Here is a 20,726-nt window from a genome sequence, read left to right as displayed (position 1 = left end):
TAGAAACCCGCATGGACCTAAAGCGACAGTGAATGGGTTAGGCCGTCTTGCACCTGAATCGCTGCATTCTACATGCCACACCACTGAAAACCTAGCGATCGGTGCAGTGAAGGCATTCTATTATGCGCAGCTAAATGTTACAGGGCACCCCGGCGGGTGAAAACAGATGTTAACGCGGACGATACGGCCTGAACCCAAGGCTTGCAGGTGATCCGTGGCCGTCAAACTCCGGCGCTAATACATAACCGGCCGCAGCGCAATAAACCCTCTCCGAAATTATAAGAAAAGAATATTTGGATCAACCTCTTAGAATTCCATTTCGCCCCTCTTCCTTTAGGAAAAACCCCATATACGCCACCACCGCCCCTCGGATAGAAAGGGCATGAACTCCGCGACAAAACATTATTCCGGGCACTACATCGGCAGCCCACCGGGGTTCAGCAGCATATCTGCGTACGTTGATTGGAAGGTGCATATGATCGATAAAGGGCAAATGCTGAGCCGGCACGATTTTTCGAAGGTCAACTGGGGCATTCTGGCGGCGGCGGCGCTGCTGTTTAGCGTGGGAGCCGCGCTGTTGGTGCTGCCGCTGCTGAGCAGCATTGATGAGAGTGAAGTCATCACGCTGTTGCAGGCCGGCGCGGGCACGGTTTTACTCGGCTGTACGCTGCTGGCGCTGCGGCACTATCTGCGCCCGACGCTGACCTATCGCCTGTACGAGCACGGCGTGCGGGTCTTTGACGGCCACCATCACAAAGAGCGCTTCATCCCGTTTGAGAAGATCGGCGACATCTATCGCTTTCGCGGCGGCAAAGCTTTTGGCGGGCTGTTTGACGTCACGGCGTTCCGCGCCGGCGCGGATCAGCCCTGGTGTACGGTTTTCAGCAACGTCGCCCATTCGTGGCGGCTGGCGGACGTGATCGTTGACCAACAGCTGCAGCAGCGCGGGCCGCTGGCATTGAATGCGCTCTATCAGGGGGAAGTGGTGCCGTTTCACACCGTTGAGGGCGACGCACGCTGGCTGTGGCAGCTGCTGCTGGGCAAACGGCAAGGTACGCCGACTGAAACGCTGCGGCTAAGCGCCACCTTGCTGGCCACGGAACGGGGAAACGTGCCGCTCGAGCAGATCCGCGCGGTGGAAAACCATCCGCAGCTCGGCATCCGTTTGCTCGACGGCCAGGGAAATGTGCTGTTCGCGATTAACTACGATTCGCTGCTCAGCGCCGATCTGTTTATCGCGCTGTTGGAGCATATGATCCACAACCGCATCCCCGCCTATCACAACCCGGCGATAACGCGGCCGTCGGTTTAAATCAGCGGGGAGTTTTCCGCCTGCATGCGCATCGCGGTAGGCGGCAGCCCAATCTGCAGCACCACCGGCTGGTAATCGGCCTGCTCGCCCAGACGCCGGGCCAACCGGCGCGCCAGCATAAAGGCCGCCCCGCCGCCCAGCACGGCGCCGACTGCCGCCGAGGCGTCGCTGCCGAAACAATATTGCAGCAAGGTGCCGCCCAGCATCATGCCCAGCAGCGGCGTCAGGTAAACCAGCATAGCGGAGCGCAGCAGGCTGCCTTCCGCAATGCCAACTTCGACACGCTGCCCCGGTTCGAGCGGCTGATCGATATGCACCTGCAGCTGATGCTCGGTTTCCGGCACCAGCTCGTTCAACGCGCGCGCGCCGCAGCCGGAGCGCGCGGTACAGCTGCCGCAGCCGGCCTTGGGTTCACAGCGCAGCAGCGCTACGCCCTGTTGCCACGAAACCACCGTGGCCCACTCTTTCATCATTACGGCGATACCTTGAAAGAAATGCTGTCGGCGATGCGTTTGGCCGTAGCCGGCGGCAATTCGCCCACGATAGTGATTTCGTTACCCGCGCGCACTTCGGTCTGAATGGTACGGCGCCCCTGACGGTAGTATTGCTGCCCGGCTCCGCTGCCCGCCGGGCTGACGTTGACCGAGAAGCTGAACAGACCGTCGCTGTAAAGCCGGGATTCGACCGGCACGGCAACGTTCGGCAATTTGCGACGATTGCGCGCCACCTCGTCCACTCCGGCCGGCAGCCAGCCGGTGCTCCAGCTGAGCTGGACGTTTTCCACCGCCGGTAGCGACAGCAGCGGCGGCAGGTTGGCTTTGAGCAGCCCCTGCATCGCGCCCTGCACGTCGGCGCCGACCGCGAAGGAGATCACCCGATATTGCTCCAGCGTTTCGCCGTCGCGATCGAGCAGATCCACCCGCAGCGGCAGCTTGGTGTCCTCGTCCATCCAGACGATGTAGCTGTAGCGGGAACCGTCGCGCGCCACCACGCGCAGCACTTCACACGGCCGATCGGCGATGCGGGTGCTGCCCACGGAGATGAAGTCGTAGTACTTGGCCAGACGGGTGAAATCGGCATAGACGATCGCCGGCAGCGCATCGACGATGTGATCGCCGGTGAGCGTGAACGGCTCCAGGCCAGGCTCGAAGTAGCTGATCCCGCCGCCGCGCTGCAACACCTCGCGGCGCGGGCCGTCCATATGCAACAGCTGGCCGAGCGGCACGTTGCCGATCACCGCATGGCGATAGCGCAACGACTCGATTCCCTGCTTGCTGATGCTGATGTAGGCGAGCTCGTAATTGAGAGAACGGCTGGCGCTGCTCATCTGTTGCAATAACGCCCCGGACGCAGTTGGCTGCGCCGGGGCGATGCTGGAATAGAGCAGGCTGCCCGTCAATAAACAAACGGAGAACCAGATTTGCTTCATTACTGCTGTTGCATTCCTAAAGACTGAGTTCCGGGAACTTGAATGGCAGCCTGTTGCGGGTTGCTTTGTTCAAGCTGCAGCTGATCCGAATGCAGGCGACGTTGCAGTTCATAGTCCTGCAGCATGGCGTTGATACGCTTGCGCTGTTCCTGCACCTGCTGCTGTTGGCCGCTGCCGGTGGAGAAGCTGTCGGCCGGGACGCCCAGGCTGACCGGTGAGGCCTGGCCCATGATCGGCAGCGTGGTGAAGGCCGGCGATTCGGACGCGTTCGATGTCGCAGCAGGTTGGTTATAGTGCTGTACGCCGACGATCACCGCCAGCGACACACAGGCCGCCATACCGATTTGCGTAATCTGGCTCGCCCAAGGACGCACTTTGTCCCAGAACGGCATTTTCTGCCAGGTGTGAGGCTGCGGCTGAGATTCCTGAACGGCGGAAGGCACCAGCCGGGCGGGTTCTTTCTCAAGTGCAGCGGCTACGCGATCGGCGATGTCGAGATGCATCACTTGCCCGACATCACCTCGCAGTGTGTCACGTATCAGGTGATAGCTCTGCCAGCTTTGTTGAAGCGTTCGATCTTGCGACAGAGAACTCAACAGCTCGCTGTCGAACGATTCACCATCCATCAGAGCGGAAAGCTTTTCTTTCTGCATGCCTAAGTACCCTTCCTGTGCCCGCCATTGCTAACGCTGGATCAGCGGTTGAACTTTATTATCGATAGCTTCCCGGGCGCGGAAAATACGCGAACGTACGGTTCCGACCGGGCAATCCATGATGGCAGCTATCTCTTCGTAGCTTAGACCATCCAACTCCCGCAGGGTAATCGCCATGCGAAGATCCTCAGGGAGCGACTCAATGGTACGGAAAACTATCTGTCTCAGCTCTTCTGACAACATTAAGTTCTCAGGGTTCGAAATTTCTTTCAGTGCGCCCGCACTTTCGTAATTTTCCGCATCGTTGGCGTCCACATCACTGGATGGCGGACGGCGCCCCTGAGCAACCAGATAATTCTTTGCCGTGTTCACGGCGATTCGATACAACCAGGTATAAAAAGCGCTGTCGCCACGGAACGATTCCAGTGCGCGATAGGCCTTGATAAACGACTCCTGCACCACATCGGGCACATCGCCCTGCGGCACATAGCGGGAAACGAGACTCGCCACCTTATGCTGATAGCGCACTACCAGTAGGTTAAACGATTTCTGATCGCCCTTTTGGACCCGCTCGACCAGAACTTGATCCGTTAACTGCTCGCTCATCCGAGGTAAACTCTCCCCAAATCCGTCTCCACGCGTAAAATTGTACTGCCAGCCATACATTATTTTCCTGAGCAAGCACTCGCTTGGAGTTCATATAGAACACGAAGTTCCATATCGCCATTGTTTTTTCTGTTGATGTCGCCCTATCCGTGGCTTTTGCCCGGACAGTTAGGCTAACATGAAATTCACTCTTCTTCTGCACACATCATACGTTATGCAACCATCATCTGAACATGTTAGCGATGTACTGATCGTCGGCAGCGGCGCTGCGGGCCTGTCACTGGCGCTGCGCCTGGCGCAGCATTGCAAGGTTACCGTTCTCAGCAAGGGGCCGCTCAGCGAGGGGGCCACCTTTTACGCCCAGGGCGGGATCGCCGCGGTGTTCGATGAGACGGACAGCATTGCCTCACACGTTGATGACACTTTGATTGCCGGCGCCGGCCTGTGCGACAAAGAGGCCGTCGAATTCATCGCCGGCAACGCGCGCCACTGCGTGCAGTGGCTGATCGATCAGGGCGTGCTGTTCGACACCGAGGTCAACGCGCAGGGCGAGGAGCATTATCACCTCACGCGCGAAGGCGGCCACAGCCATCGCCGCATTCTGCACGCCGCGGACGCTACCGGTAAGGAAGTAGAGACCACGCTGGTGGGGAAAGCAAGCGCTCACCCCAATATTTGCGTGATGGAGCGCTGCAACGCGGTTGACCTGATTACCTCGAACAAAATCGGCCTGCCGGGCACCCGCCGAGTGGTGGGCGCTTACGTCTGGAACCGCGAGCTGGAGCGGGTGGAAACCTACCGCGCCAAAACGGTGGTGTTGGCCACCGGCGGCGCAGCTAAGGTATACCAATACACCACCAACCCGGACATCTCCTCCGGCGACGGCATCGCCATGGCCTGGCGCGCCGGCTGTCGGGTCGCCAACCTGGAGTTCAACCAGTTCCACCCGACCTGCCTGTTCCATCCTCAGGCGCGCAACTTCCTGCTGACCGAAGCGCTGCGCGGCGAAGGGGCTTACCTGAAGCGCCCGGACGGCAGCCGCTTTATGCCCGATTTTGACCCGCGCGGCGAACTGGCCCCGCGCGATATCGTCGCCCGCGCCATCGACCATGAAATGAAGCGCCTGGGCGCCGACTGCATGTACCTGGACATCAGCCACAAGCCGGCGGAGTTCATCACCCAGCACTTCCCGATGATCCACGAGAAGCTGCTGACGCTGGGCTTCGATCTGACCCGGCAGCCGATCCCGATCGTCCCGGCGGCGCACTACACCTGCGGCGGCGTGATGGTCGATCAGCACGGCCGCACCGATCTCGACGGGCTGTACGCCATCGGCGAGGTCAGCTATACCGGCCTGCACGGCGCCAACCGCATGGCGTCGAATTCGCTGCTGGAGTGCCTGGTGTACGGTTGGTCGGCGGCGGAAGACATTCTGCAGCGCCTGCCGTTCATTCAGCAGGCCAAACAGGTGCCGCACTGGGATGAAAGCCGGGTGGACGATGCGGACGAACGGGTGGTGATTCAGCACAACTGGCACGAGCTGCGGCTGTTCATGTGGGATTACGTCGGCATCGTGCGCACCACCAAGCGGTTGGAACGCGCCCTGCGCCGCATCAACACGCTGCAGGCGGAAATCGACGAGTACTACGCTCACTTCCGCATCTCCAACAACCTGCTGGAGCTGCGCAATCTGGTGCAGGTGGCCGAGCTTATCGTGCGCAGCGCCATGGCGCGCAAAGAGAGCCGCGGCCTGCATTACACGCTGGACTACCCGGATTTGCTGCCGGAAGCGCTGCCGACCATTTTGCAGCCTTAACCTCTGCGACAGGGCGCCTAATCGGCGCCCTTTTCTTTTCAGTAGAACAGGTAGAAGTCGGCGATCAACCGGCGGAAATCGTCGGTATAGCTGCCATCGGCCTGCTTGATCGCCAGCGCCTGCTCCCGCAGCGGCGTTTCCCGCCGCGTCAGCGCCAGCAGCACCCGGTGCAGCGGCGTATCGGCCCGATCGCTGACGTTCACTTTCGCCGCCGTCTGCCAGCCGCTTTGCTGCGCCAGACGTTCGAATTCGGCGCCGATGTCATGCGGCAGCACCACGCAGAACGTTCCCTGTTCCGCCAGCAGCTGTGCCGCACAGGCCAACAGCGCATCGTGCGTCAGGGTTTCGGTGTAACGCGCGTTGTGGCGCGCCTGGTCGCGGCAGGCCACCGCCGGCTCGAAATAAGGCGGATTACTGACGATCAGATCATACTCAGCGGCATGCTGCTGCGCATAATGGTGAATATCCTGCGCATGCACGCGGATGCGCTGCGGCCACGGCGACTCCGCCGCATTTTCGCGCGCCTGGCCGGCGGCGGCTTCATCCAGCTCCACCGCGTCAATGGTCACTTCGTCGCCGCTGCGCTGCGCCAGCATCAGCGCGATCAGCCCGCTGCCGCTGCCGATGTCCAGCACCCGGCGCGCCTGCCCCAGCGGCGCCCAGGCGCCGAGCAGCACCCCGTCGGTGCCCACTTTCATGGCGCAACGATCGTGGGCGACAAAGAATTGTTTAAAGGTAAAACCCCCGCGGCGCGGGGTAAAATCGGCTTTCGATCGCTTGCTCACACTCACCACCTGGCTATAAAACTGGCGTAGCATAAGGCAATCTGATCGACGGGAAAAGAGCGGCTTTCCGCTTAAATAGGTGAAGATCGCGGCCAACCCGTCTATAATCGGCGCCCCAAGTAGAGGTAGACCATGACAGCAACCACTTTTTCCGAACTCGAACTCGATGATCGCCTGATCGACGCGCTGCGCGACAAAGGCTACGATCGCCCCACCGCCATTCAGGCCGCTGCGATCCCGCCGGCGATGGACGGGCGCGACGTCTTAGGTTCGGCTCCGACCGGCACCGGCAAAACCGCCGCCTTCCTGCTGCCCGTGTTGCAGCACCTGCTGGACTTTCCACGCAAAAAATCCGGCCCGCCGCGCGTACTGATCCTGACGCCAACGCGTGAACTGGCGATGCAGGTCGCCGATCAGGCGCGTGAATTGGCTGCTCATACCTCGCTGGATATCGCCACCATCACCGGCGGCGTCGCTTACATGAACCACGCGGAAGTGTTCAGCGAAAACCAGGACGTGGTGGTCGCCACCACCGGCCGTTTGCTGCAATACATTAAAGAAGAGAACTTCGACTGCCGCGCGGTGGAAACCCTGATCCTCGACGAAGCCGACCGCATGCTCGATATGGGCTTCGCGCAGGACATCGAAACCATCTCCGCCGAAACCCGCTGGCGCAACCAGACGCTGCTGTTCTCCGCCACGCTGGAAGGCGAAGCAATTCGCGAATTCGCCGAGCGCATCCTGAAAGAGCCGGTGGAAGTGGAAGCCGATCCGTCGCGCCGCGAACGCAAAAAGATCCTGCAGTGGTACTACCGCGCTGATGACGTGCAGCACAAAACCGCGCTGCTGATCCACCTGCTGAAGCAGCCGGACGTGCAGAAATCGGTGATCTTCGTGCGCAAACGCGAGCGCGTGCACGAGCTGGCCACCTGGCTGCGCGAAGCGGGCATCAACACCTGCTATCTCGAAGGCGAAATGGTGCAGGCCAAACGCAACGAAGCGGTCAAACGCATGATGGATGGCCGGGTTAACGTGCTGGTCGCCACCGACGTTGCCGCACGCGGTCTGGATATCCTCGATATCACCCACGTGTTCAACTTCGACATGCCGCGCACGGCGGACACCTACCTGCACCGCATCGGCCGTACCGGCCGCGCCGGGCGCAAAGGCACCGCCATTTCGCTGGTGGAAGCGCACGACCATCTGTTGCTGGGCAAAGTGGGCCGTTACCTGAACGAGCCGCTGAAAGCGCGCGTGATCGACGAACTGCGGCCAAAAACCAAGGTGCCGAACGAGAAGAGCAACGGCAAGCCATCGAAGAAAGTGCTGGCCAAACGCGCGGAAGATAAAGCGAAGAACAAAGAAAAGGCCAAGGTGAAAGTGCGCCATCGCGACGCCAAAAACGTCGGTAAACGCCGTCAGGCGAAGGCCAAACCGGCCGGCGACGCGGAATAACCACCGCTGCCTAAGAAAAAACCGCCTGTACAGGCGGTTTTTTTATGGGCGTTTACTGCTGTGCGTAGTGCGTGGCCAAGCGGTGCCCCTGCAGCCATTTATCCAGTTCGCGGAACTGCGCCTTCAGTTCGTCATTCTGCAAATGCGCCGGCGTTTGCGAGAAATAAAACTGGAACGCGACGCCCTGCTGGTTGCGCGCCCGGGCATCGGCCCCGGCCTGCAACAGCAGCAGCGCCAGGTGCGGCGCGTTAATCTTCGCCGCCAGATGCAGCGGGGTATCCCCCAGTCGGTCGCTCAAGGTGGTGTCCGCCCCGGCCGCCAGCAACAGCCGCAGTTGCTCTTCACGCCCGGCCAGCACCGCTGCCGCAAGCGGCGTGGCGCCGGTAACGGCATTACGCACGTTCACCTGCGCCCCTTTGGCCAGCAACAGCCGCAGGTACTGCGCGTCTTGCAGCATCGCCGCGGTGTGCAGCGCGCTGTTGCCGTCCAGCCCCGCCGCCGCCGGGTCGGCGCCGAGATCCAGCAACGCCTGCACGCTATCCGACTGCTGCGAAAGCACCGCCCACTGCAACAGCGTGACCTGCCGATCGCCCCGTTCGCGCAAGCGATCCTGCGTGGCCTGCGCATGGATACCCTGCGTATCGCCACGCGCCACCGCCTGAGCCAGCGCCAGATTGCTGTGGCCGTCAAACGGCGAAATCTCCTGCCCCATCTGTTGCTCCTTAGCCATCATCAGTAAACCGGTCACCGCGACCAGCGCCAGTAAGGCTATCGCCAGCGCCCGCCGCAAGCGACGCCCTTCAGGCATTGGCCTTCGCCTCCCACGGCTTTTGTTCCGCCATCGAGCTTATCACCTTGTCGATGCCGTGCGCCGTCAGGCTGCGATCTAGATGTTTGCTCGGCCGCCAGTCATCGATGCCGGTCAGGGTATCGTTGTTGGCCAGGGTGATGTTGTGGCCGATGGCATCCGGGATCAGCGAGGTCGACTCCTGGGTGCTGGTCAGCATGTCATATTGTTCGCTGTAACGGCGAATACCGCCGGCTTCGGCATCTTTCTTCGCCGCCGCCGGATCGATACCCAGGCGATTCAGGGTGTAATCCGACACCCCGGCCGCGTTGAAGGTGACCGCGACCGTGCCGGTCGCCAGCGCCGCCGTGGCCGCCAGGCCGCCGCCGAGCGAATGGCCGGCGATCACCAGCGCATCGCCGAAGGCCGCCTTGGCGCTTTTGGCAGCGGCAACCGCCTGATTGTACTGCACATCGTCATAGCCCGTCGCCTGCCGCACGTTGCTCAGCCAATCGCGCCAGTCGTTGGTGCCGGCGAACGCCAACACATACTGCTTGTCGTTGCTGTAAATCCCGGCCTGGAAACCGCTGCCCGCGTCGTGCAGGCTGGCGGGATCGATGCCGAAACCGAGCAGCGCGCTGTCGCTCAGGCGGTTGAACCCGGCGGCACCCTGGCCAGTGAGTGAGTAAACGTCCTTGGCCAACAGCGCCAACGCATAATCCCCCTCCTGCGATTGCTGCCCCCGCGTCACGCCCGGCGCTGCCGCCGCCGTCGGTGCCGCCGCTGAGATATCGCCGACCAGCGTATTCAACAGATTCTGCGCATTGAGCGTGTTCTGAGAGGGAGAGGCCACCGGCGCCGGATTTGCCGGCGCTGCCGCGGGCTGCGCCGCCGTCGCCGTCTCGGCAGCGGCGCGAGGCGTAGGGATCGCGGCCACCGGGGATACTGCAGAGGTAAAACTTAAAGGCATACTCATGCCGACTCCTTGTCGATAGACTTTTTATTGAGCACCTGAATAGGTGCTGATTTAGCTATCGGCAGGTCGGATGAGTTCTGTATTAGAAATGCTTATCTTTGTACAGAATGTGATCCGCGTTCGGTTTTCGGCCGCCAAACGCAAGAAAGGGAGCCGAAGCTCCCTGATTGACTGCGCCGCAAATTACAGGCTTTCGGTAAAGGTGCGGGCGATAACGTCGCGCTGCTGTTCCGGCGTCAGGGAGTTGAAGCGCACCGCATAGCCGGACACGCGGATGGTCAGCTGCGGGTATTTTTCCGGGTGCTTGACCGCGTCTTCCAGGGTTTCGCGACGCAGCACGTTGACGTTCAGGTGCTGACCGCCTTCCACGCGCACAGTCGGCTGCATTTCCAGCGGCACTTCACGGTATTCGATCTGGCCCAGGTCGCTCACCGCGACAACCTGATCTTCCGCGTAGTTGGCCTTGGCGCACACGCAGCGAGCTTCCGCTTTTTCATCGTCCAGCAGCCAGAAAGAATTCACCAGCGCCTGGTCATTCGCTTTGGTAATTTGAATACCGGTAATCATTATGTTGCCTCCGTACAAGGGCGTAAAAATTCACGTCGTGAGAAAACCCAATTCTGGTTTCGGCCATTTGGTAAAACCATTGTTGTCTTGTTGTTCTGTATACCAGCCTGACCGGGCCAGTTCCTTGATTAAAGTCAATTTTTACCGGGTAGGCACAGGGCGTGAAGGGGCAAATTTATGTTTTATATCAATTTTCCCACTGCGGCAAAAACCAATTATTTTTGTAAATTTTCAAAAATAATTGCATAGGACACGGCGGCGAGAAATGAAAAGCGGGTTTCGCTGCGCGTGCCGAAACGGTAAGCTATAGGCCATGAATTGCTAAAGAAAACAAAGGAGAGCGTTTATGGCCACCTCCCTCACCTGGCATGACGTGATCGGCAAAGAGAAAGAGCAGCCCTATTTTGTTGAAACGCTCGCCTTTGTTGCCGCTGAACGCCAGGCCGGTAAGACCATTTATCCACCGCAGAAGGACGTGTTCAACGCTTTCCGCTATACCGAGCTGGCGGACGTCAAGGTCGTCATCCTCGGCCAGGATCCGTATCACGGCCCCAATCAGGCGCACGGCCTCTCTTTCTCGGTGCGCCCCGGCGTGCCGGCGCCGCCGTCGCTGGTGAACATGTATAAAGAACTGGCGACCGACATTCCCGGCTTCGAACGCCCAGATCACGGCTACCTGCAAAGCTGGGCCGAACAGGGGGTGCTGCTGCTCAACACCGTGCTGACGGTGGAAGGCGGCCGCGCGCACTCGCACGCCAACCTGGGCTGGGAAACCTTTACCGACAAAGTGATCGCCGCCCTGAACGAGAACCGTGAAGGCGTGGTGTTCCTGCTGTGGGGCTCGCACGCGCAGAAGAAAGGCAACTTTATCGACCGCAACCGCCACCATGTGCTGAAGGCGCCGCACCCGTCGCCGCTCTCCGCGCACCGCGGTTTCCTCGGCTGCCGTCACTTCTCGCAGGCCAATCAGCTGCTGGAGCAGCAAGGGCTCACGCCGATCGACTGGATGCCGCGCCTGCCGCAGGCGTAGCACAGAGACAAAAAAGGCACCCTCGGGTGCCTTTCTTTATGCGTTGCCGGGGCGATTACGCCTTGGCTTTGGAGACTGCAACCATCGCCGGACGCAGCAGGCGGCCGTTCAGCGTATAGCCTTTCTGCATCACCATCATCACGTGGTTCGGTTGATGATCGGCGGATTCCATCATGCTCATCGCCTGATGCACTTCCGGGTTAAACGGCACGTTGACGTCGCCGACGATTTCGATGCCGTACTTGCGCACCACGTCCAGCAGCGATTTCAGCGTCAGCTCGATGCCTTCGATCATCGCGGCCAGTTCCGGGTTGTTTTTATCCGCCAGATCCAGCGCGCGCTCCAGGTTGTCGATCACCGGCAGCAGATCGCCGGAGAATTTCTCCAGGGCGAACTTGTGCGCTTTCTCGACGTCCAGTTCGGCGCGGCGGCGGATGTTTTCCGCTTCCGCTTTGGCGCGCAGCAGGCTGTCGCGCTCATGCTGCTGAGCTTCCGCCAGTTGGGCTTCCAGTTCGGCGATACGCGCATCGCGCAGATCGACGCCTTCCGCCGCTTCCGGCAGCGTATCATCGTGATGAGCGTGTTGTTCCATTTCTTCCGAGACTTGCTCGTTTGGCGTCTTCTGTTCTTTACTACTCATGAATATCTCCGCGTTTTAGCATTAATCTCGCAACTTGGCTTATTATGGGGATCAAAACCGGGGTTTCAAGTCAACCGGTCACAATGTGGGGCATAAACGGGTCCCGGTGAGGAAAATCACAACAAATGAATAAAAAATTCGCCTGTATTGGCATTGTTGGTCACCCGCGTCACCCTTCAGCGCTGGCAACCCACGAGATGCTGTTCCACTGGCTGGTCGCCCGCGGCTATTCGGTGATGGTCGAACGCCAGATCGCCCATGATTTGGGGCTGAAAGACGCCGTGACCGGCAGCCTGGCGGATATCGGCCAGCGGGCCGATCTGGCGGTGGTGGTCGGCGGCGACGGCAACATGCTCGGCGCCGCGCGCGTGCTGGCGCGTTACGACATTAAGGTGATCGGGGTCAACCGCGGCAACCTCGGCTTCCTCACCGATCTCGATCCCGACAACGCCCTGCAGCAGCTGGCGGACGTGCTGGAAGGCGAATACATCGACGAACAGCGTTTCCTGCTGGAAACCATCGTGCATAAAGAGCACCAGCAGTGCCGCATCAGCACCGCCATCAACGAAGTGGTGCTGCACCCCGGCAAAGTGGCGCACATGATCGAATTCGAAGTGTACATCGACGATCGCTTCGCCTTCTCGCAGCGCTCCGACGGCCTGATCATCGCCACGCCGACCGGCTCCACCGCCTACTCGCTCTCCGCCGGCGGGCCGATCCTCACCCCGTCGCTGGAGGCGATCGCGCTGGTGCCGATGTTCCCACACACTCTCTCCGCCCGGCCGCTGGTGATCAACGGCGACAGCACCATCCGCCTGAAGTTTTCGCAGATCGGCAGCGATCTGGAGATCAGTTGCGACAGCCAGATCGCGCTGCCTATCCAGGAAGGCGAAGAAGTGCTGATCCGCCGCAGCGATTTCCACCTGAATCTGATTCACCCGAAGGACTACAGCTATTTCAACACGTTAAGCACCAAGCTGGGCTGGTCGAAAAAATTGTTCTAAAATCTGCGCCGGCCACTTTACTGTATATAAAACCAGTTTATACTGTATGAAACTACAGTTATGTGTTTATACACAGGAAGGTTCCCATGCTGGCGCAATTAACCATCAGCAACTTTGCTATCGTTCGTGAGTTGGAAATCGATTTTCAACCGGGTATGACGGCGATCACCGGTGAAACCGGCGCCGGCAAATCCATCGCCATCGATGCGCTGGGGCTGTGCCTCGGCAACCGCGCCGACGGCAACGTGGTGCGCCTGGGAGCCGCCCGCGCCGACATCTGCGCCCGCTTCTCGCTGGCGGACACCCCGTCCGCGCGCGAATGGCTGGAACAGAACCAACTGGACGACAGCAACGAATGCCTGCTGCGCCGGGTGATCAACGCCGACGGCCGTTCGCGCGGCTTTATCAACGGCACCGCCGTGCCGCTGTCGCAGCTGCGCGAGCTGGGGCAACGCCTGATCCAAATCCACGGTCAACACGCCCATCAGTTGCTGCTCAAACCGGAGCACCAAAAAGCGCTGCTCGACGCCTACGCCGACGAACCCGCCCTGCTGGCGGCGATGAGCCAGGCCTACCAACTCTGGCACCAGAGCTGCCGCGAGCTGGCGCACCATCAGCAGCAATCCATCGAGCGCGAAGCGCGCAAGCAGCTGCTGCAATACCAGTTGAAAGAGCTGAACGAATTCGCGCCGCAGGCCGGCGAGTTCGAACAGACCGACGCCGACTACAAGCGCCTGGCCAACAGCGGCCAGCTGCTGACCCTCAGCCAGCAGACGCTGCAGCTGCTGGCCGACAGCGACGAGAACAACATGCTCAGCCAACTCTACAGCGCCAAGCACCTGCTGCTCGAGCTGGCCGGGCTGGACGACAAGCTCAGCGGCCTGCTGGACATGCTGGAAGAGGCCTCTATCCAGATTAGCGAAGCCAGCGACGAGCTGCGTCACTACGCCGATCGTATGGATCTCGATCCCAATCGCCTGCACGAGCTGGAACAGCGCCTGTCGCGCCAAATCAGCCTGGCGCGCAAACACCAGGTTGCGCCGGAAGAGCTGCCGCAGCTGCATCAACAGTTGCTGGATGAACAACAGCTGCTTTCACAGCAGGAAAGCGACCATGAGCACCTGAATGAGGCGGTCACCCTGCATCACCAGCAGGCGCTGGCGCTGGCGGAGCAGCTGCATCAGAAACGCCTGCATTACGCCGCCGAGCTGACCACGCTCATTACCGACAGCATGCAGGCGCTCTCCATGCCGCACGGCAAGTTCAACATCGATGTGCGTTTCGAGCCGCAGCATCTGAGCGCCGAAGGGGCCAGCCGCACCGAGTTCTGCGTCTCCACCAACCCGGGGCAGCCGCTGCAGCCGCTGGCGAAGGTCGCCTCCGGCGGTGAGCTGTCGCGCATCGCGCTGGCCATTCAGGTGATTACCGCCCGCAAGATGGAAACCCCGGCGCTGATCTTCGATGAGGTCGACGTGGGCATCAGCGGCCCGACCGCCGCCATCGTCGGCCGCCTGCTGCGCCAGCTCGGCGAATCCACCCAGGTGATGTGCGTGACTCACCTGCCGCAGGTGGCCGGATGCGGGCATCAGCACCTGTTCGTCAGTAAGCAGACCGATGGCACGGTCACCGAAACCCAGATGGCGCCGCTGGATAAGCGCGCCCGGTTGCAGGAGCTGGCGCGCCTGCTCGGCGGCAGCGAAGTCACCCGCAATACGCTGGCGAACGCCAAAGAACTGCTGGCGGCATAAAAAAGCTCAACTTTTTCACTTTCCTGCGGTCTGACAGTGACGCTGTTGACCCGAAAGATATCTAAAGTGCGGCGCGGCGGTGATCTTAAGCTTCCTCAACGGCCTGAAACAGGCCAAGCGCTTGAGGTGCTGAAAGAAAGCCAACGCGTCGCAACTTGAAAGATGAAGGGTATAAAGGTTTCCAACTGCCGCAAGGTCTATTATCATCGGCATCCTATGCCCTAAAGGAATGTGATTACTATGCGCTGTAAAACGCTGACTGCCGCCGCTGTAGTTCTTGTGATGCTGACTGCAGGCTGTTCTACTTTTGAAAAGGTGGTTTATCGTCCTGACATCAACCAGGGGAACTACCTGACGTCGACCGACGTGGCGAAAATTCAGAAAGGGATGACCCAGCAACAGGTCGCTTACACATTGGGCACCCCAATGCTGCAAGACCCGTTCGGGACTCAGACGTGGTTCTATGTGTTCCGCCAGCAGCCTGGCCATGAAGACATCACCCAGCAGACGCTGACGCTGACCTTCGACAGCGCAGGCGTGTTGACCGATATCCAGAACAAACCGGCGCTGACCAAGTAATCGGCGCCGCCCGCTCTTCCGGCCCATGAGGGGGCATGATGTTCCTCATGACAGTCGCAGGCTGCAACGCGGAAGAGAAATCAGTTTCAGATAAAAAATAAGGCGCTATAAGCGCCTTATTTTTTTGCCTTTTCTGCCCGTTGCCGGCGCAGCTCTTTCGGATCGGCTATCAGCGGCCGGTAGATCTCCACCCGGTCGCCGTCGTTCAGCGTATCGCCCAGCTTGGCCGGGCGGCTGTAGATGCCGATTTTGTTGCTCTTGAGATCGATATCCTGGCGCAGCTCCAGCAGGCCCGAAGCCTGGATCGCCTGCTCGACGCTGCTGCCCTCGGCCAGTTTCACCTTGCGCAGGTACTGACGCTCCGGCAAAGCGTACACCACCTCGACCTGGATGTCAGACACTGTAGACCTCTTTCGCCCGTTGGGTAAATGCCTGCACCATGCTGCCCGCCAGCTCTTTGAACACCTTGCCAAACGCCAGCTCAATCAGTTTGTTGGTGAACTCGAAGTCCAGGTGCAGCTCCACCTTGCAGGCCTCTTCGCTCAGCGGCGTGAACTGCCAGCCGCCCATCAGCTTGCGGAACGGACCATCGACCAGCTGCATATTGATGCTCTGGTTATCCAGCAGCGTATTGCGCGTGGTGAAGGTCTTGCTGATACCAGCCTTGGCGACGTCCACCGCGGCGGTCATTTCGTTGGAGGTAGCGTTAAGCACCCGGCTGCCGGTGCAGCCTGGCAGAAAATCGGGATAAGAGTGAACATCGTTAACCAACTGATACATCTGCTCGGCGCTGAACGGCACTAATGCAGACCGACTGATCTGGGGCATATCATTTCCTGTGAGACATAAAACGTACAGATAATACCATTTATCTGGCGGCAAACAAAAAATCTGCTAAGGGATGGGGGCGCCAAAAATGCGAAAAATTGCGCAGGTGCTGAACGGGAAAGGATTTCTTTCGCTGAAGCATCCAGTATAATGAACGCACTATGACAAAGAAAAAAGCACACAAACCCGGTTCCGCCACCATTGCTCAAAACAAGCGCGCACGTTTCGAATACTTCATTGAAGAAGAGTTCGAGGCGGGCCTGTCGCTGCAAGGGTGGGAAGTTAAATCGCTGCGTGCAGGCAAAGCCAACCTCAGCGACAGCTACGTGACGTTCCGTGACGGTGAAGCCTATCTGTTTGGCGCCACCATCACTCCGCTCAACGTGGCTTCGTCGCATGTGGTGTGCGATCCGACGCGTACCCGTAAACTGCTGCTGAAACGACGCGAGCTGGACACCCTGCTCGGCCGCGTCAACCGCGATGGCTACACCGTGGTGGCCTTGTCCCTGTATTGGAAAAATGCCTGGAGCAAGATCAAGATCGGCGTAGCCAAAGGCAAGAAAGAGCACGACAAACGCGATGACATCAAAGATCGCGAATGGCAGACGGCGAAAGCCCGTATCATGAAGCACGCCAATCGTTAAGCCGCTGGCTTATCGAGGTAAACTTCTGGTATACTGCACAAAGTTACTTGGGGCTGATTCTGGATTCGACGGGATTTGCGAAGCCCTAGGAGCATGCCGAGGGGCGGTTGGCCTCGTAAAAAGCCGCAAAAAAATAGTCGCAAACGACGAAAACTACGCTTTAGCAGCTTAATACCCTGCTTAGAGCCCTCTCTCCCTAGCCTCCGCTCTTAGGACGGGGATCAAGAGAGGTCAAACCCAAAAGAGATCGCGTGGACGTCCTGCCTGGGGCTGAAGCGTTAAACTCAATCAGGCTAGTCTGTCAGTAGCGTGTCCATCCGCAGCTGGCCGGCGAATGTAAAGATTGGACTAAGCATGTAGTGCCGACGGTGTAGTAATTTCGGACGGGGGTTCAAATCCCCCCAGCTCCACCAAATACGTCGCCAGTGAACCAGATAGACCCGGCGATAATAGCGAAAAAGCCCACAACTTCGGTTGCGGGCTTTTTTGTATCCGTAATCGTTCGAGTTTATCCGGCTAAATCTGGAGACTGTTGGTATGCGGTTAGGTATACGCTAAATTGATACCAATTACGTACAACCAATAGATGGAAGACTCCGTGCATAGCGTGGACTACATAAGTATAAAAACCAGAGCCCAGCAAATGGCAGAATAGCAGCAAATTGCCTTAGAGAGCATTTTCGCAGCCGTCGAGGCCAATTGGTTTGCCCTTAAGCGAACAAGGATAACTGCGGACTAGCCAAGGATATCTGGCGATCTTAAGAAAGTTGTTTTCCGAGGTCTGTAGTTATCCTAATTCAGGAAATTAAGGCAAGAATGGTGATTGAAGCATTAGTATGGCAATAGTAGAGTGCATTCCAGTTCCAGTTAGTTGACAGGTCAACGCACCCCAGTTTGGGTAGCTCGCAAGAAACTAATGTTTACAGTTAACCTGGGGAGTCCTAACCGTTTAGCGATACGCTTCTGAGGCAGACAACCTTGATTATGGAGAATAAATACCTCGATAAACCATACCCTTTTACTTATAAAAAAATGCCCATTAAGCAGATGAAGATCATTATTTTCGAAAAAAAGCCACCCTAACAGACGTTTAGAATGTAATTTCTACAGCTGCGCCGTGATTAGGTAAACATATCACTTCTGTTCAGATGGACGAATTCAGTAAGCCACTCTACTACCTAAGGTTACAACATAAAAGGTTGGTTAGAGCTAGTTTCAATTGGAAGATATCGTTCCTTATCGCCTCGCAAGATATGCCCGTCCAGAAAAAGGCTACGTAGCTGAGCTGTCGACGATATGCGCATTTTTATCATGGCGTTCCGTTTGTGCGTGCTTATAGTTTTATATGCAACATTAAATTTCTTGGCCAAACACTTGATACTATCCCCTTCAATGATACCTGTAATTATAGCTATTTCACTAGGTGTGAGGTTTGACATGGGAGGACCTATGTAAAACTGGGAATTATATGAGGCAAAATTCTCTCCATCAAAAAATCGTGTCAAAAAACTAACAAAGCAACTTATGTCAATTTTTTTTGGTATCTGCCAGCCAGCCTCCCCCCGCTCAAAATTATTGAATTTATTTATAAACATGGTCGGTTTTGAAGACCAGAGCAGACACTTTACTGACGGATGATAAGTGGCCATGAAGTGAGTGAACTCTCCCCAGTTATTATAACTCTCATTCTGACCGAAGGCCTCCATCAAATAGACATCGGCAGGTCCTTTCCTCAGCGCCAAACACATTAGTGCGGATAGACTGGATACCACATCGGTAACATTTATTCTTTCAACAAAATATTTACTTAATACCTGAACCATACTCTCCCGATAAAAAACCACCGGATCCATCACTACAATATTTATCTTTCTGTTGTTTTTCTTCAAGATTGCGATGCCCATGTAATAACCATATACTTATGACCCCGAGCGCAAGTAGTTTCGAGATTAAACGAGCCCTACATGATAATCATGTCGCGAATTTTTATCTGCTAAAGCGTTTTATCGAGGTATAAGATATAGATAATGCTACTCGTAAACGAACGTCACGCCAATAATGGACTGAACATTGCCTGCTACCACTTGCCCATTGATTCGTGCATAGGAAGCCGTTAGTCCCAAACTTTGGGGGCTGGTACCGACCGTACCGAGAGAGACATTCTTATTGGTAGCTACAATGCCATTACGGTTAGACAGTTGTACGCCAACGCCAGTAGCCGGATTTGAAGATGACGTATTGGTAAATATGGTGCTTGCCGTATCAGCAGTTGTGCCGGTCAGATAATAAGCCAGCTGTTGGTTTTGTCCGCAATGGACAGTCAGCGGTACAGCAGCCGTGCCGGGGTAATCCGGCAAGGTAACCGTCACATTGCGCGATGACACGTCGCAACCACCAGTGGGAACCACCACTGTGTTATTAGCATAAATATTCCATGTGAAACGGTCTATTGTGCCATTTTGTTGACCGGTTTGAGGGTTTGTTGAATATTTATACATATTTAATCTGGCAATCAAACTACCCTTATTAATTAATACTCCTGACGCCGCTGAAATAGGCTTCAGAAATAGCATAACATTCCATGGCTGATATGAACTGGTTGTAAATGCGGTCTCTTTGGTTCTATTAGTAACTGGCAGTGGATAGCTTGAATTATAATACTTCACCGTTCCTGTGAAATTTTCCAGCGCCCCACCATAGGCGCTGCCGTCATTTAAAGCCACCCAGTCAATATAGGATTGTGGAAGTTCATTTCGACAACTTATGCTTGAGTTTAGGTCTACAACGAGGTTCTGACCAGCCTGTACGCTAGGCGTTAAGTTAGCATAAACAGTGAAAGTTCCTGCCCCTCCTCCAGAGCTAGAATTAATTACATTTCCTGTAGCATCCTTACAAGCAAAAGCATTAGCGCCGGATGAATATGCCATTAGGCATACAGAAGCCACGAGGGCAGCAACTTCTTTTTTCTTCAACACTTTATTTAGTTTTGAAACCAGTGTCATGACGTGACTCCTCAATTTAGGCGTAAGTGTATGTGACATTAATTACGGCCTGAATACTGCCTTGCTTGGCGTTGCCATTAACTGATAACGCACGAACCTGTAATGGCAGACTCGCTGACTGTGTGGAATCATCAACCTGAACCGCCTTGGTTTTTCCGTTGTTTAGGTTATTGCCACTGGTGTCCTGCAGTTCCAATTGAAGATTGGTTGCCCCACCTTGATTTTTGTAATATCCCGTGCTGTCCGTTGTCCCCGTGAATGTTGCCGTGACTCTCGAAGTGCCTATTGGACAATTGGTCAAATTCAGCGTTACCGGATGCCAGGCCGAGCCCGAACCGGGCTGTGTAAAATTGAAAGAAAAAAGGTCACCCAAGTCTACCATCGCCGAAGGCGTTGATACGGTGCAGGGCTTGGCCACTACGCGTCCGTTGACCGTAATGGTCACGTCAGCTGCATGCGCGGCGAATGTTGTAGTAAAAAGCAACGCCCCCGCCAGCATCATGTTCTTGATAATGATCATCTTCAGACTTCCTTACTGAAACTCTAAGGTGAAATTGGCCGTCGCTGTCACTGTTCCTGCCGTCACGGGCGCGCGCGTTGCCATTAAGCGTGCATAAAAGCCCAATGTATTGGACTGGCCCGCCGTCAATGTCGTCCACTTCAGGGAGTCCTGAGCCGCATTTAAAGGGATCGGAGTCTTGTCGCGATCCAGTATTTGCACCCCAATACCGCTTGCGGCGTTTGTTCCAGTATCAATCTTTAACAGGGTTGTGTTGTCGCTGTCAGAGGTTCCGACATACCCCACGCGAACTGCCGTCGCGGAACTGCCGCACTTGTCGAAGACAATCTTGAAAGGTATGGATGG

General features: G+C 57.3%; 23 protein-coding genes and 1 other RNA gene. 9 read left to right on the top strand and 15 right to left on the bottom strand.

Features of this window, described 5'->3' with window-relative positions:
• The first annotated feature begins 475 nt into the window (after window positions 1-475).
• On the top strand, window positions 476-1,312 hold the full coding sequence (locus ACUXAC_RS00120) for a hypothetical protein (RefSeq protein WP_387444623.1): 837 nt from the start codon (window positions 476-478) through the stop codon (window positions 1,310-1,312).
• On the opposite strand, the gene rseC is transcribed toward ACUXAC_RS00120, so the two are convergent.
• From rseC to rpoE, 4 genes are read right to left on the bottom strand one after another with little or no spacing between them, the layout of a single operon-like run.
• On the bottom strand, window positions 1,309-1,785 hold the full coding sequence (gene rseC / locus ACUXAC_RS00115) for a SoxR-reducing system protein RseC (protein ID WP_004929144.1): 477 nt from the start codon (window positions 1,783-1,785) through the stop codon (window positions 1,309-1,311). The genes ACUXAC_RS00120 and rseC overlap by 4 nt on opposite strands.
• Window positions 1,785-2,741 carry a sigma-E factor regulatory protein RseB gene (gene rseB, locus ACUXAC_RS00110; RefSeq protein ID WP_025303948.1) on the bottom strand — a complete coding sequence of 319 codons (957 nt, stop codon included), beginning with the start codon at window positions 2,739-2,741 and terminating at the stop codon, window positions 1,785-1,787. Before rseB ends, rseC begins: the two co-directional genes overlap by 1 nt.
• On the bottom strand, window positions 2,741-3,394 hold the full coding sequence (gene rseA, locus ACUXAC_RS00105; protein WP_060441113.1) for an anti-sigma-E factor RseA: 654 nt from the start codon (window positions 3,392-3,394) through the stop codon (window positions 2,741-2,743). The genes rseB and rseA overlap by 1 nt, the downstream gene beginning before the upstream one ends.
• 30 nt (window positions 3,395-3,424) lie before the next feature.
• Window positions 3,425-4,000: an RNA polymerase sigma factor RpoE gene (gene rpoE, locus ACUXAC_RS00100; protein WP_004929136.1), complete on the bottom strand. Its 576-nt coding sequence runs from the start codon at window positions 3,998-4,000 to the stop codon at window positions 3,425-3,427.
• A gap of 214 nt (window positions 4,001-4,214) precedes the next feature.
• Between rpoE and nadB the strand changes: the two genes are divergently transcribed.
• A complete protein-coding gene (nadB, locus tag ACUXAC_RS00095; protein WP_387444616.1) occupies window positions 4,215-5,816 on the top strand; it encodes an L-aspartate oxidase in 1,602 nt (533 codons plus the stop codon).
• A gap of 38 nt (window positions 5,817-5,854) precedes the next feature.
• Here the strand turns inward: nadB and trmN are convergent, their stop codons facing one another.
• A complete protein-coding gene (gene trmN, locus ACUXAC_RS00090; protein ID WP_060441112.1) occupies window positions 5,855-6,634 on the bottom strand; it encodes a tRNA(1)(Val) (adenine(37)-N(6))-methyltransferase TrmN in 780 nt (259 codons plus the stop codon).
• Between the two features lie 99 nt (window positions 6,635-6,733).
• Here trmN and srmB point away from each other — a divergent pair, with 99 nt between their 5' ends.
• Window positions 6,734-8,056, top strand: a complete 1,323-nt coding sequence (gene srmB / locus ACUXAC_RS00085; protein ID WP_016929798.1) for an ATP-dependent RNA helicase SrmB — start codon at window positions 6,734-6,736, stop codon at window positions 8,054-8,056.
• A 52-nt stretch (window positions 8,057-8,108) separates the two neighbouring features.
• Here the strand turns inward: srmB and ACUXAC_RS00080 are convergent, their stop codons facing one another.
• The 3 genes from ACUXAC_RS00080 to grcA form a co-directional block, all read right to left on the bottom strand.
• Entirely contained in the window at window positions 8,109-8,864 is a 756-nt protein-coding gene (locus ACUXAC_RS00080) for an ankyrin repeat domain-containing protein (RefSeq protein WP_387444612.1), read from the bottom strand.
• Window positions 8,857-9,819: a DUF2974 domain-containing protein gene (locus ACUXAC_RS00075; RefSeq protein ID WP_100397051.1), complete on the bottom strand. Its 963-nt coding sequence runs from the start codon at window positions 9,817-9,819 to the stop codon at window positions 8,857-8,859. Before ACUXAC_RS00075 ends, ACUXAC_RS00080 begins: the two co-directional genes overlap by 8 nt.
• Window positions 9,820-10,002: 183 nt before the next feature.
• Window positions 10,003-10,386, bottom strand: a complete 384-nt coding sequence (gene grcA / locus ACUXAC_RS00070) for an autonomous glycyl radical cofactor GrcA (protein ID WP_004929114.1) — start codon at window positions 10,384-10,386, stop codon at window positions 10,003-10,005.
• A 346-nt stretch (window positions 10,387-10,732) separates the two neighbouring features.
• Here grcA and ung point away from each other — a divergent pair, with 346 nt between their 5' ends.
• Complete coding sequence (ung, locus tag ACUXAC_RS00065) at window positions 10,733-11,416, top strand: uracil-DNA glycosylase (protein ID WP_033635636.1); 684 nt, start codon at window positions 10,733-10,735, stop codon at window positions 11,414-11,416.
• A 55-nt stretch (window positions 11,417-11,471) separates the two neighbouring features.
• Here ung and grpE read toward each other — a convergent pair whose 3' ends face one another.
• Window positions 11,472-12,056, bottom strand: coding sequence for a nucleotide exchange factor GrpE (gene grpE, locus ACUXAC_RS00060; RefSeq protein WP_025303955.1), 585 nt, complete (start codon window positions 12,054-12,056; stop codon window positions 11,472-11,474).
• 125 nt (window positions 12,057-12,181) lie between these two features.
• On the opposite strand from grpE, the gene nadK reads away from it, so the two are divergent.
• The 3 genes from nadK to bamE all read left to right on the top strand — a co-directional run bounded on the left by nadK (window position 12,182) and on the right by bamE (window position 15,387).
• Entirely contained in the window at window positions 12,182-13,060 is an 879-nt protein-coding gene (gene nadK / locus ACUXAC_RS00055) for an NAD(+) kinase (protein WP_019452304.1), read from the top strand.
• An 86-nt stretch (window positions 13,061-13,146) separates the two neighbouring features.
• Window positions 13,147-14,808 carry a DNA repair protein RecN gene (recN, locus tag ACUXAC_RS00050; protein WP_387444605.1) on the top strand — a complete coding sequence of 554 codons (1,662 nt, stop codon included), beginning with the start codon at window positions 13,147-13,149 and terminating at the stop codon, window positions 14,806-14,808.
• A gap of 240 nt (window positions 14,809-15,048) precedes the next feature.
• A complete protein-coding gene (bamE, locus tag ACUXAC_RS00045; RefSeq protein ID WP_004929101.1) occupies window positions 15,049-15,387 on the top strand; it encodes an outer membrane protein assembly factor BamE in 339 nt (112 codons plus the stop codon).
• A gap of 116 nt (window positions 15,388-15,503) precedes the next feature.
• Here the strand turns inward: bamE and ACUXAC_RS00040 are convergent, their stop codons facing one another.
• Window positions 15,504-15,788 carry an RnfH family protein gene (locus ACUXAC_RS00040; RefSeq protein ID WP_004929098.1) on the bottom strand — a complete coding sequence of 95 codons (285 nt, stop codon included), beginning with the start codon at window positions 15,786-15,788 and terminating at the stop codon, window positions 15,504-15,506.
• Window positions 15,781-16,215, bottom strand: a complete 435-nt coding sequence (locus ACUXAC_RS00035; protein ID WP_004929096.1) for a type II toxin-antitoxin system RatA family toxin — start codon at window positions 16,213-16,215, stop codon at window positions 15,781-15,783. The genes ACUXAC_RS00040 and ACUXAC_RS00035 overlap by 8 nt, the downstream gene beginning before the upstream one ends.
• Before the next feature lie 161 nt (window positions 16,216-16,376).
• Here ACUXAC_RS00035 and smpB point away from each other — a divergent pair, with 161 nt between their 5' ends.
• Both smpB and ssrA read left to right on the top strand, forming a co-directional pair.
• Window positions 16,377-16,859, top strand: a complete 483-nt coding sequence (smpB, locus tag ACUXAC_RS00030) for an SsrA-binding protein SmpB (RefSeq protein WP_033654311.1) — start codon at window positions 16,377-16,379, stop codon at window positions 16,857-16,859.
• Window positions 16,860-16,908: 49 nt separating this feature from the next.
• Window positions 16,909-17,272: a transfer-messenger RNA gene (gene ssrA / locus ACUXAC_RS00025) on the top strand.
• 771 nt (window positions 17,273-18,043) lie between these two features.
• On the opposite strand, the gene ACUXAC_RS00020 is transcribed toward ssrA, so the two are convergent.
• The 4 genes from ACUXAC_RS00020 to ACUXAC_RS00005 all read right to left on the bottom strand — a co-directional run.
• On the bottom strand, window positions 18,044-18,763 hold the full coding sequence (locus ACUXAC_RS00020) for a helix-turn-helix transcriptional regulator (RefSeq protein WP_060441107.1): 720 nt from the start codon (window positions 18,761-18,763) through the stop codon (window positions 18,044-18,046).
• 126 nt (window positions 18,764-18,889) lie between these two features.
• A complete protein-coding gene (locus ACUXAC_RS00015; RefSeq protein WP_072271068.1) occupies window positions 18,890-19,861 on the bottom strand; it encodes a fimbrial protein in 972 nt (323 codons plus the stop codon).
• Between the two features lie 16 nt (window positions 19,862-19,877).
• Window positions 19,878-20,363 carry a type 1 fimbrial minor subunit FimG gene (locus ACUXAC_RS00010; RefSeq protein WP_228011820.1) on the bottom strand — a complete coding sequence of 162 codons (486 nt, stop codon included), beginning with the start codon at window positions 20,361-20,363 and terminating at the stop codon, window positions 19,878-19,880.
• Window positions 20,364-20,393: 30 nt separating this feature from the next.
• The coding region (locus ACUXAC_RS00005; protein ID WP_454266376.1) for a fimbrial protein at window positions 20,394-20,726 on the bottom strand (333 nt) is incomplete at its 5' end.

It is taken from the genome of Serratia sp. 121840015-1 (assembly GCF_053627655.1).
The sequence above is the reverse complement of the archived record's forward strand: the minus strand, read 5'-3'. Positions and strand labels throughout refer to the sequence as shown.

What these genes read in the sequence shown, in the direction of transcription:
- grcA (WP_004929114.1), bottom strand. Translation starts at nt 10,386, where the DNA reads ATGATTACCGGTATTCAAATTACCAAAGCGAATGACCAGGCGCTGGTG.
- rseC (WP_004929144.1), bottom strand. Translation starts at nt 1,785, where the DNA reads ATGATGAAAGAGTGGGCCACGGTGGTTTCGTGGCAACAGGGCGTAGCG.
- bamE (WP_004929101.1), top strand. Translation starts at nt 15,049, where the DNA reads ATGCGCTGTAAAACGCTGACTGCCGCCGCTGTAGTTCTTGTGATGCTG.
- ACUXAC_RS00080 (WP_387444612.1), bottom strand. Translation starts at nt 8,864, where the DNA reads ATGCCTGAAGGGCGTCGCTTGCGGCGGGCGCTGGCGATAGCCTTACTG.
- grpE (WP_025303955.1), bottom strand. Translation starts at nt 12,056, where the DNA reads ATGAGTAGTAAAGAACAGAAGACGCCAAACGAGCAAGTCTCGGAAGAA.
- nadB (WP_387444616.1), top strand. Translation starts at nt 4,215, where the DNA reads ATGCAACCATCATCTGAACATGTTAGCGATGTACTGATCGTCGGCAGC.
- recN (WP_387444605.1), top strand. Translation starts at nt 13,147, where the DNA reads ATGCTGGCGCAATTAACCATCAGCAACTTTGCTATCGTTCGTGAGTTG.
- ACUXAC_RS00120 (WP_387444623.1), top strand. Translation starts at nt 476, where the DNA reads ATGATCGATAAAGGGCAAATGCTGAGCCGGCACGATTTTTCGAAGGTC.
- trmN (WP_060441112.1), bottom strand. Translation starts at nt 6,634, where the DNA reads ATGCTACGCCAGTTTTATAGCCAGGTGGTGAGTGTGAGCAAGCGATCG.
- rseA (WP_060441113.1), bottom strand. Translation starts at nt 3,394, where the DNA reads ATGCAGAAAGAAAAGCTTTCCGCTCTGATGGATGGTGAATCGTTCGAC.
- ACUXAC_RS00015 (WP_072271068.1), bottom strand. Translation starts at nt 19,861, where the DNA reads ATGACACTGGTTTCAAAACTAAATAAAGTGTTGAAGAAAAAAGAAGTT.
- ACUXAC_RS00020 (WP_060441107.1), bottom strand. Translation starts at nt 18,763, where the DNA reads ATGGGCATCGCAATCTTGAAGAAAAACAACAGAAAGATAAATATTGTA.
- ACUXAC_RS00075 (WP_100397051.1), bottom strand. Translation starts at nt 9,819, where the DNA reads ATGAGTATGCCTTTAAGTTTTACCTCTGCAGTATCCCCGGTGGCCGCG.
- srmB (WP_016929798.1), top strand. Translation starts at nt 6,734, where the DNA reads ATGACAGCAACCACTTTTTCCGAACTCGAACTCGATGATCGCCTGATC.
- rpoE (WP_004929136.1), bottom strand. Translation starts at nt 4,000, where the DNA reads ATGAGCGAGCAGTTAACGGATCAAGTTCTGGTCGAGCGGGTCCAAAAG.
- rseB (WP_025303948.1), bottom strand. Translation starts at nt 2,741, where the DNA reads ATGAAGCAAATCTGGTTCTCCGTTTGTTTATTGACGGGCAGCCTGCTC.
- nadK (WP_019452304.1), top strand. Translation starts at nt 12,182, where the DNA reads ATGAATAAAAAATTCGCCTGTATTGGCATTGTTGGTCACCCGCGTCAC.
- ACUXAC_RS00010 (WP_228011820.1), bottom strand. Translation starts at nt 20,363, where the DNA reads ATGATGCTGGCGGGGGCGTTGCTTTTTACTACAACATTCGCCGCGCAT.
- smpB (WP_033654311.1), top strand. Translation starts at nt 16,377, where the DNA reads ATGACAAAGAAAAAAGCACACAAACCCGGTTCCGCCACCATTGCTCAA.
- ung (WP_033635636.1), top strand. Translation starts at nt 10,733, where the DNA reads ATGGCCACCTCCCTCACCTGGCATGACGTGATCGGCAAAGAGAAAGAG.
- ACUXAC_RS00035 (WP_004929096.1), bottom strand. Translation starts at nt 16,215, where the DNA reads ATGCCCCAGATCAGTCGGTCTGCATTAGTGCCGTTCAGCGCCGAGCAG.